This is a genomic window from Sulfuricurvum sp. (assembly GCF_023250475.1).
Classification (GTDB): domain Bacteria; phylum Campylobacterota; class Campylobacteria; order Campylobacterales; family Sulfurimonadaceae; genus Sulfuricurvum.
Map to the genome: position 1 here is coordinate 1 of NZ_JAHFAQ010000111.1, position 7,443 is coordinate 7,443.

The following is a 7,443-nucleotide window of genomic DNA, read 5'->3' on the forward strand; positions in this document are numbered from 1 at the left end:
TCATTGATTTCAGTTCCTGCAACGTCGCTGAGCAATTTAACATTATCCGGATCGTTCGGACATGCCAAGATCGGCTCTTTAATATCGTTAAGATCGATTTCGATGATCGCTGCGTATTCCGCATCGGTATCCGGTTCCATCAATGACGGAGCAGCCAACCACTCTTTCATTTTGTCAGCACGACGTTGAAGAGTACGTGCATCTTCGTAACCGTCTTTGATCATCGCTTCGATCAATGTAACGTTTGATTTTAGGTACTCGATGACCGGTTCTTTGTTCAAACGGACGGTACATGCTGCCGCTGAACGCTCAGCCGAGGCATCGGAAAGTTCAAATGCTTGTTCTACTTTCATATTCGGAAGACCTTCAATTTCCAAAATACGTCCGTTGAAGATATTTTTCTTCCCTTTTTTCTCAACGGTCAAAAGACCTGCTTTGATTGCGTAATAAGGGATTGCATTCACAAGGTCACGAAGCGTGATACCCGGCTGCATTTGCCCTTTAAAGCGAACAAGGACTGATTCTGGCATCTCAAGAGGCATAGAACCGGTAACACCCGCGAATGCTACAAGCCCTGAACCTGCAGGAAAGCTTACACCGATTGGGAAACGGGTGTGAGAGTCACCGCCAGTTCCGACGGTATCGGGAAGAACCATACGGTTCAACCACGAGTGGATAACACCATCCGCCGGACGAAGCGCAACGCCGCTGCGTGAGCTGATGAATGCCGGCAATGTTGCATGCAATTTGACATCAGAAGGTTTCGGATATGCCGCTGTATGACAAAATGACTGAAGAACGAAATCTGCCGAGAAACCGAGAGCCGAAAGCTCTTTGATCTCATCACGCGTCATCGGTCCTGTGGTGTCTTGGCTTCCAACAGTGCTTGTGATAGGCTCACAGTACATTCCTGGGCGTACACCCTCCATACCGCATGCCTTTCCTACCATTTTTTGAGCAAGAGTGTACCCTTTGCCGGTATCAGCAGGTTGAATAGGGGTTGCGAACATGGTAGCAGGTGCCAGTCCAAGAGCCGCACGTGCTTTCGCTGTCAATCCGCGACCGATGATAAGCGGAATACGTCCGCCTGCACGTACTTCGTCTTCGATGGTGTTTGGACGAAGTGAAAATTGAGCGATTACAGCACCGTTTTTAGTGATGGTTCCCGCTTTAGTATCGATATCCAAGACATCGCCTGTTTCCATTTGAGATACATCGGCTTCGATAGGGAGCGCGCCGGAGTCTTCACACGTTGCGAAGAAGATCGGAGCGATGATGCTGCCGATGACAACTCCACCGGTACGTTTGTTCGGGATCCCCGGAATGTCATCGCCCATGTGCCATTGAACCGAGTTTGCAGCAGATTTACGGCTAGAACCGGTTCCCACAACGTCACCGACGTAAGCGATTTGCATCCCTTTTTCTTTTAGTTCAGCGATTTTGGCGATTCCTTCGGGCATTTTTGCGCTCAACATGGTTGTTGCATGCAGAGGGATATCGGAACGGGTAAAGGCTGCGCTTGCCGGAGAGAGATCATCCGTATTGGTTTCACCCGGGAATTTGAAAACAACGACACTGAATTTTTCAGCCAATGTTTTTTTAGAAGTAAACCATTCAGCATCAGCCCATGATTGTAAAACTTCTTTTGCATACTTATTGGTCTTTGAAAGCTCAACAATATCATTGAACGCATCGTATACCAAAAGGGTATGTTTGAGCTCATGCGCCGCTTCGTTTGCAATGGCATCGTTACTGAGTGCATCGATTAGAGGTTTAACGTTGTATCCTCCGACCATTTTACCAAGAATTTTGATCGCCGCTTTTTTGTGATCATCACTGCTGATGTCACTATTATCCGCCAAAAAAGCTTGAACTTCACCTTGGACAACTTGGTGCAAAAATGCCGCTTTAACGTATGCACCGTCATCAACACCCGGATTAACGCGTTCTGCTAACATGGTGACCAGCTCACCATTTTTAGAATTTTCACTTCTAAGAAGTGTTACCAATTCGGTTACTTGCTCTTTAGTAAGTGGGAATGGGGGGATTCCTTGCGCTGCGCGTTCCGCTACGTGTGCTTTGTATTCGTCCATAAAAGCCATAGTGACTCCTGTGCATATTAATTTTGAATGATTATATCAGAAGTAAAAATCAGTTTCATTTCAATGTTACAAATATACACATTATTTATCAAATATGAAAAGATATATGGGTATAAAAGTAACAATATTGGTATTATGCATCTATTTTACGAGATGGATAAAATAATAGACGAGATAAAAAGTTACAAATATGGAATGAAAAGAGAAATTTCTCTTTGAGAGAAATTAAAAAGGGTTGTTGACAATGATGTCACGATTGCCTTTTGCATTAGGAGAAGAGAGTATGCCGTTATTTTCGAGTTGCTCGATGAGGCGTGCCGATCGGTTATATCCGATTTGAAGACGGCGCTGTAAATAACTGATAGAGGTCTTTTGTTCAGTAAGGATAATATTTTTAGCTTCTTCGTAGAGTTCGTCAGACTCTTCATCGCTTCCGCTTGCACTGTCGGATTTAGTAGCATCTTCTTTATCTCGTAAAAATCGACGGTCGTATTCAGGTTCACGCTGGGCTTTGAGAAAATCGACCACTTTTTCGATTTCGACTTCGGTACTCCATGGAGCATGAAGCCGTACAAGACCGCTCATCCCCGGAGGTGTGAAGAGCATATCTCCCCGTCCGAGCAGTGATTCTGCACCCATCCCGTCGAGAATAATTTTACTGTCAATTTTTTGTCCCACTTTGTAGCTGATACGGGAGGGGAGGTTGGCTTTGATCAGACCTGTGACAACATCTACACTTGGCCGCTGCGTTGCAACGATTAAGTGGATACCGCTGGCACGCGCCATTTGGGCAAGTCGTGCAATCGAATATTCGACATCTTTACCGCTGGTCATCATCAAATCGGCTAGTTCATCGATAATTACAACGATGTAAGGGAGAAGTTCATGCCCCTCTTTTTTTGCTTTTTCATTAAAATTTTCAATATTTTTGGTTCGTGTCTCGCTCATCAGCTGATAACGGCGTTCCATTTCATAGACCATATTGTTGAGAGCGGAAATTGCTTCTTTAGGTTTGGTAATGACCGGAGTGAGCAAGTGCGGAATATCGTTGTAGATAGAGAATTCCAACATTTTTGGGTCGATCATGAGCAATCTGAGTTGATCAGGGGAGTTCTTATAGAGCAAACTCAAAATCATGGAATTGATTCCGACACTCTTACCGCTTCCTGTGGTTCCGGCTATCAACAGATGCGGGAGCTTTTTAAGATCGGTAATAAAGGGTTTGCCTACAATGTCTTTGCCCAGTATGAGAGTGAGCGGGGACGCCGCCTCCTGAAAGAGCTTGCTTTCCAACATTTCACGAAGGTAGATCGTTTCGACTGCTTTATTCGGTATCTCTATTCCGACGACATCTTTACCAGGAATCGGTGCTTGTATACGGATGGTTTGTGCTTTAAGCGCCATCGCAAGATCATCTTGAAGCCCTAAGATTTTAGAAACTTTGATATTGGCGGCGGGTTTAAACTCAAAGGTTGAAACAACCGGCCCGGCATAGGTTCGTACCACGTCACCTTCGATATTAAAATGTTTGAGCTTTTCGATGAGATCACGGATTTTATCGTCAAGTTCGGCTTCATCGACCAGGGTTTGTTTTTTAGGAGGCATTTGAAAAAATTCGATCAACGGCAGTTTAAAGTTTTTTGGCTTCTCGCTTACCCCTTTATCGATCTGCGCCAAAAGCATTTTATTCTCTTCAAGTTCATCGACTACCAGAGTCTGTTGTTTAGACTCTTTTACTTTTTTTGCCATGCTTAGTATGGTTGACTCTTTCATACTGTTTTCAACGACTATGGGAGCCTCTTCAAGAACAACTGGTTCAGGTTTAGAAACGATCTCTTCTATCGATTCAGAGTGTAGAGGAGATACAGGCTCGTGTGTATGGGGAATAATTGTTTTTTCATATACGGGTAAAAAAGTCTCATTTTCTTTTTCTTGATTTGAATACTCTTCACGGAATATTTCGGTTTTTGGGATATCATGATGTTGCGTTTGAATCGGCTTTGCGGATGTCAGCGGTTTATCCATATAGTCTTTAATCGGTTGTGCCAGCTCCGACAAACTTTGTTCCATCACCAAAATAATCGATACGGTGACCATCATAAGCCAGAGTATCCATAGTCCGAACGCGCCAATATAAATAGATAGAAAATCAACGATAGAACCAATGAACGAGCCTCGATACATTCCCTCGACAACCATAGCCTGAAAAAAGAGGAGAGCAAAAAATAATAAAGTGAAAATCCCGGCCATTTCCAAACGCCGATGAAGCTCTCCGTTGTATTTGTACCAATAAAAGAGGGGAACCATCAATAATAGAAGATAGGTATATGCCACATACCCGAAGATTTGGACATTCTTTTGGGCAAAGGATGCTCCATATGCTCCGATGATTGTCGCATCTGCGACAATCGTAGCAATCCCTAAATAAAATAAAATACCGAAACCGGCAATAAACAATGTATCGCGTAAAATGAGAAATCCTTGAAATTCAGTATGAAAAGTGGTTTTATTATAGCAAAAAAGGGGATATAAACCCCTTTTATTGCACAGTGCTATAAATAATTAACGAGTGAAAGTTTGGAAACTTTTGAGATGTTGGACAATAATGCTTGGTAATTGAGGGTAAGTTGCTGCAATTTAAGTTGTGCTTCGGCGACGTCTGTACCAATAACATCCGTCTGAAGACTTTTTGTACTGACAATAAGAAGATCGGTCCGATTTGACGAAGCTTGCAGCGTTTGTGAATACGACCCCGCTTCTGTTTGGAGGCGAGTGACATGATCTCCCAGATCATCCATCATTTGAATCGCGTTTTGAATACCCAGATTACGCGGGTCCAAAGCATCTGAACCGTTCGCGCGGGTTTTGCCTTCTTCAACCGATTTTATCGCTGCTTCAATTTGGGTAAAAAGATCTGTTTTCGGGTCGCGGATCGTCAATGCACTGTTCGCATTGAACATCAGTGCCGAACCGGAAGTTGTTGCATAATTCAATGAACTTGCATCATAGAGGGACAATGAAGATGGAGTCGTCGCATTTATTTTATCGTTGAAAACCATTCTTCCGGCACTGTCGAGAGTTGTAGATGAGAGTGTATTCGCAGATGTCACTGCTGCATCATATTGAAGCGCCGTATTACCTGATGGAAGTGAGCCGCTCATTGTCATATTGACAACATCAAGAAGCTGTTGATAGGTGACATCATTTGCATTGGCCGTCGTCCGCGTTGCATCAGCATTATAGATGTTAAAAGGGGTGATCGCTACACCGTTAACGGTACCGCTAACGGAAGATGCCGCCGCTAGGTTAATTTGTATGTCAAAAGGGAAACCGTCAATATTTTTCCCTTGAAGGTTGAGTGTCGTTCCAATCAGAGTGCCGTTTCCGGTTACATCAAGCAGTTTTGTAGTTGCATTAGCCGTAGTGTTATCCGATTTTAGAACTTGTGCCACATTGGAGAGAAGCTTTGCTCCGTCTTTCACAAAGTTAGTTCGATCGTAATTGATCCCTTCGATGGCATTAGGGGTACCTGTCGGTGTTGTAAATCCGCTTTTGGTAAACTCTTTAATAAATAAACCGGGGGTTGTGCGTGCGGCTGTCTCGAAATTGGTTGTTCCCGATTGTAGATTATCAATTTCACCTACAGTGGCTCCATAGAGGGCTGCATCCGAAATATCTGCTGCATCGCCCGCATTTAGGTTGTCAAAATCAACAGCTCCGATCATATGAAAATCAAGTTTGCTTGAACCGGCAGATTTGTCAATAATCTCTATTTGTCCATTAGGATTGATTGAAACGTCGACCTGATCGGTACCGTATTCATTTTTTATGGAATTGAGCAAATCATCAACGCTGCTAGACATCGTTAGGGTATTGATCTCTTTTTTGAACGTAGTTCCGTCGCTTTTAGTCCCTTGGATGTAAAAATGGGGAGCAAAAGAGGTAGTAGGGTCGGTGTCGGTATCACCCATAAGATCACGTATCGTACTGGTGCCGTTGATGTAAGTCTCTTTAGCAGAGGTACGAGGCATCGTCGTATCTTTCATAATATCAGGATACAAATCGGTTAAACTCATCTGAGGGACATTTGAGCTAATGGTTCGATTTGTTTTGCTTTCATCGCCTAAAAAAAGTTGTGAGCCACTGATATTGTATTTTTGTTTGACACCTGAACCCAAAAAGGCTTGGAGATCACCGCTGTTTCCTTGATAAGAACCGTCTGCCGCAATCGGTTTTACCGATGTAGCGGTGCCTGAAAAAAGATATTGTCCTCCGATAGAGCTATTCGCCAATGTCAGAAGATGATTTTGCAATCCTCGTAATTCCTTAGCAATCGCAGCTAAACTGGTATCTGAATTGGAATCACTGGCAGCATTTATCAGTTTGACTTTCATAGATTCGATCGTTTTTACAATATCACCGATTGTAGTATCGGATTGCGTCGACATTTTATAGGCATTTTGAGTACTGTTTTTGACTTGCCCGAGCGTCGTCAGTTCATCATCCAATCGGACGGTATCAATAAATGTACCCGGATCTTCATGTGCATATTGAATTTTTTGACCGGATGCAATTTGTTTGTTGACATCGAATAATTGTGAGTTTATTTTATTATTTTCACCGTATATATTGTTGTAATAAGATCCTGATGTTATTCTCACGTCAAATCCTTTTGCACAAACTTGTGTATACTAAGCAATAAAAGTTCCATACCCTAATATCGGTAAAACAGAAAAAATGATTAGTAAAATCACTTTTACATATTTTTAAGTAAAGTCTGCCTATAATTCCACCTCTTCACAAGACATGCCAGTGTGGTGAAATGGTAGACACGCCGGATTCAAAATCCGGTGGCGCGAGTCGTGGCGGTTCGAGTCCGCCCACTGGTACCATCCCCTTATCCAAATCAGTCCAAAATCATACAAAAAATCCTTTTAAAACCCCTTGTTAAGCCGCTTTGTCTATTTTTCTTGTCCGAATCAATCCGAGCCAATCCATCTGTATCCAAGAAGCTAATGTACTTTTTAATGTACTTTACAATCAAAGTACATTGTGCTAATCTACTGTTTAATATGTTTCAAATTAAGTACATTTAGCAGGGGTACATGATGGCAAATAAGAAAGTGACACCACTAACAGACACAGAGATTAAAAAATTAAAACCTAAGTTTGAAGAAAATAAGGATTATACGATATCAGATGGCAACGGTTTGCAGTTGCTTGTCAAACTTGACGGAAGGAAAATTTGGGAAATTCGCTACACCATTCACGGCAAAGCTAAAAAGACTACTCTTGGAAGCTATCCAGCGGTTACCCTTGCTAAAGCACGCTCGATTCGTGA

General features: G+C 42.8%; 4 protein-coding genes and 1 tRNA gene. 2 read left to right on the forward strand and 3 right to left on the reverse strand.

Annotation, left to right across the window (positions count from 1 at the left end; translation table 11 throughout):
- The 3 genes from Q0C19_RS09730 to flgL form a co-directional block, all read right to left on the reverse strand.
- Positions 1–2,102: bifunctional aconitate hydratase 2/2-methylisocitrate dehydratase (locus Q0C19_RS09730; RefSeq protein ID WP_295055507.1), on the reverse strand; the 2,102-nt coding region annotated here is incomplete at its 3' end.
- A 225-nt stretch (positions 2,103–2,327) separates the two neighbouring features.
- Positions 2,328–4,559 (reverse strand): DNA translocase FtsK, encoded by a 2,232-nt coding sequence (locus Q0C19_RS09735; protein WP_295055509.1) that lies wholly within the window; start codon positions 4,557–4,559, stop codon positions 2,328–2,330.
- A 95-nt stretch (positions 4,560–4,654) separates the two neighbouring features.
- The gene (gene flgL / locus Q0C19_RS09740; protein ID WP_295055510.1) at positions 4,655–6,763 is read right to left on the reverse strand and encodes a flagellar hook-associated protein FlgL; all 2,109 of its coding nucleotides are present in this window, start codon (positions 6,761–6,763) and stop codon (positions 4,655–4,657) included.
- Positions 6,764–6,910: 147 nt separating this feature from the next.
- Here flgL and Q0C19_RS09745 point away from each other — a divergent pair.
- Both Q0C19_RS09745 and Q0C19_RS09750 read left to right on the forward strand, forming a co-directional pair.
- A tRNA-Leu gene (locus Q0C19_RS09745) sits at positions 6,911–6,994 on the forward strand.
- Between the two features lie 216 nt (positions 6,995–7,210).
- On the forward strand, positions 7,211–7,443 hold a 233-nt coding region (locus Q0C19_RS09750), incomplete at its 3' end, for an integrase arm-type DNA-binding domain-containing protein (protein WP_295055512.1).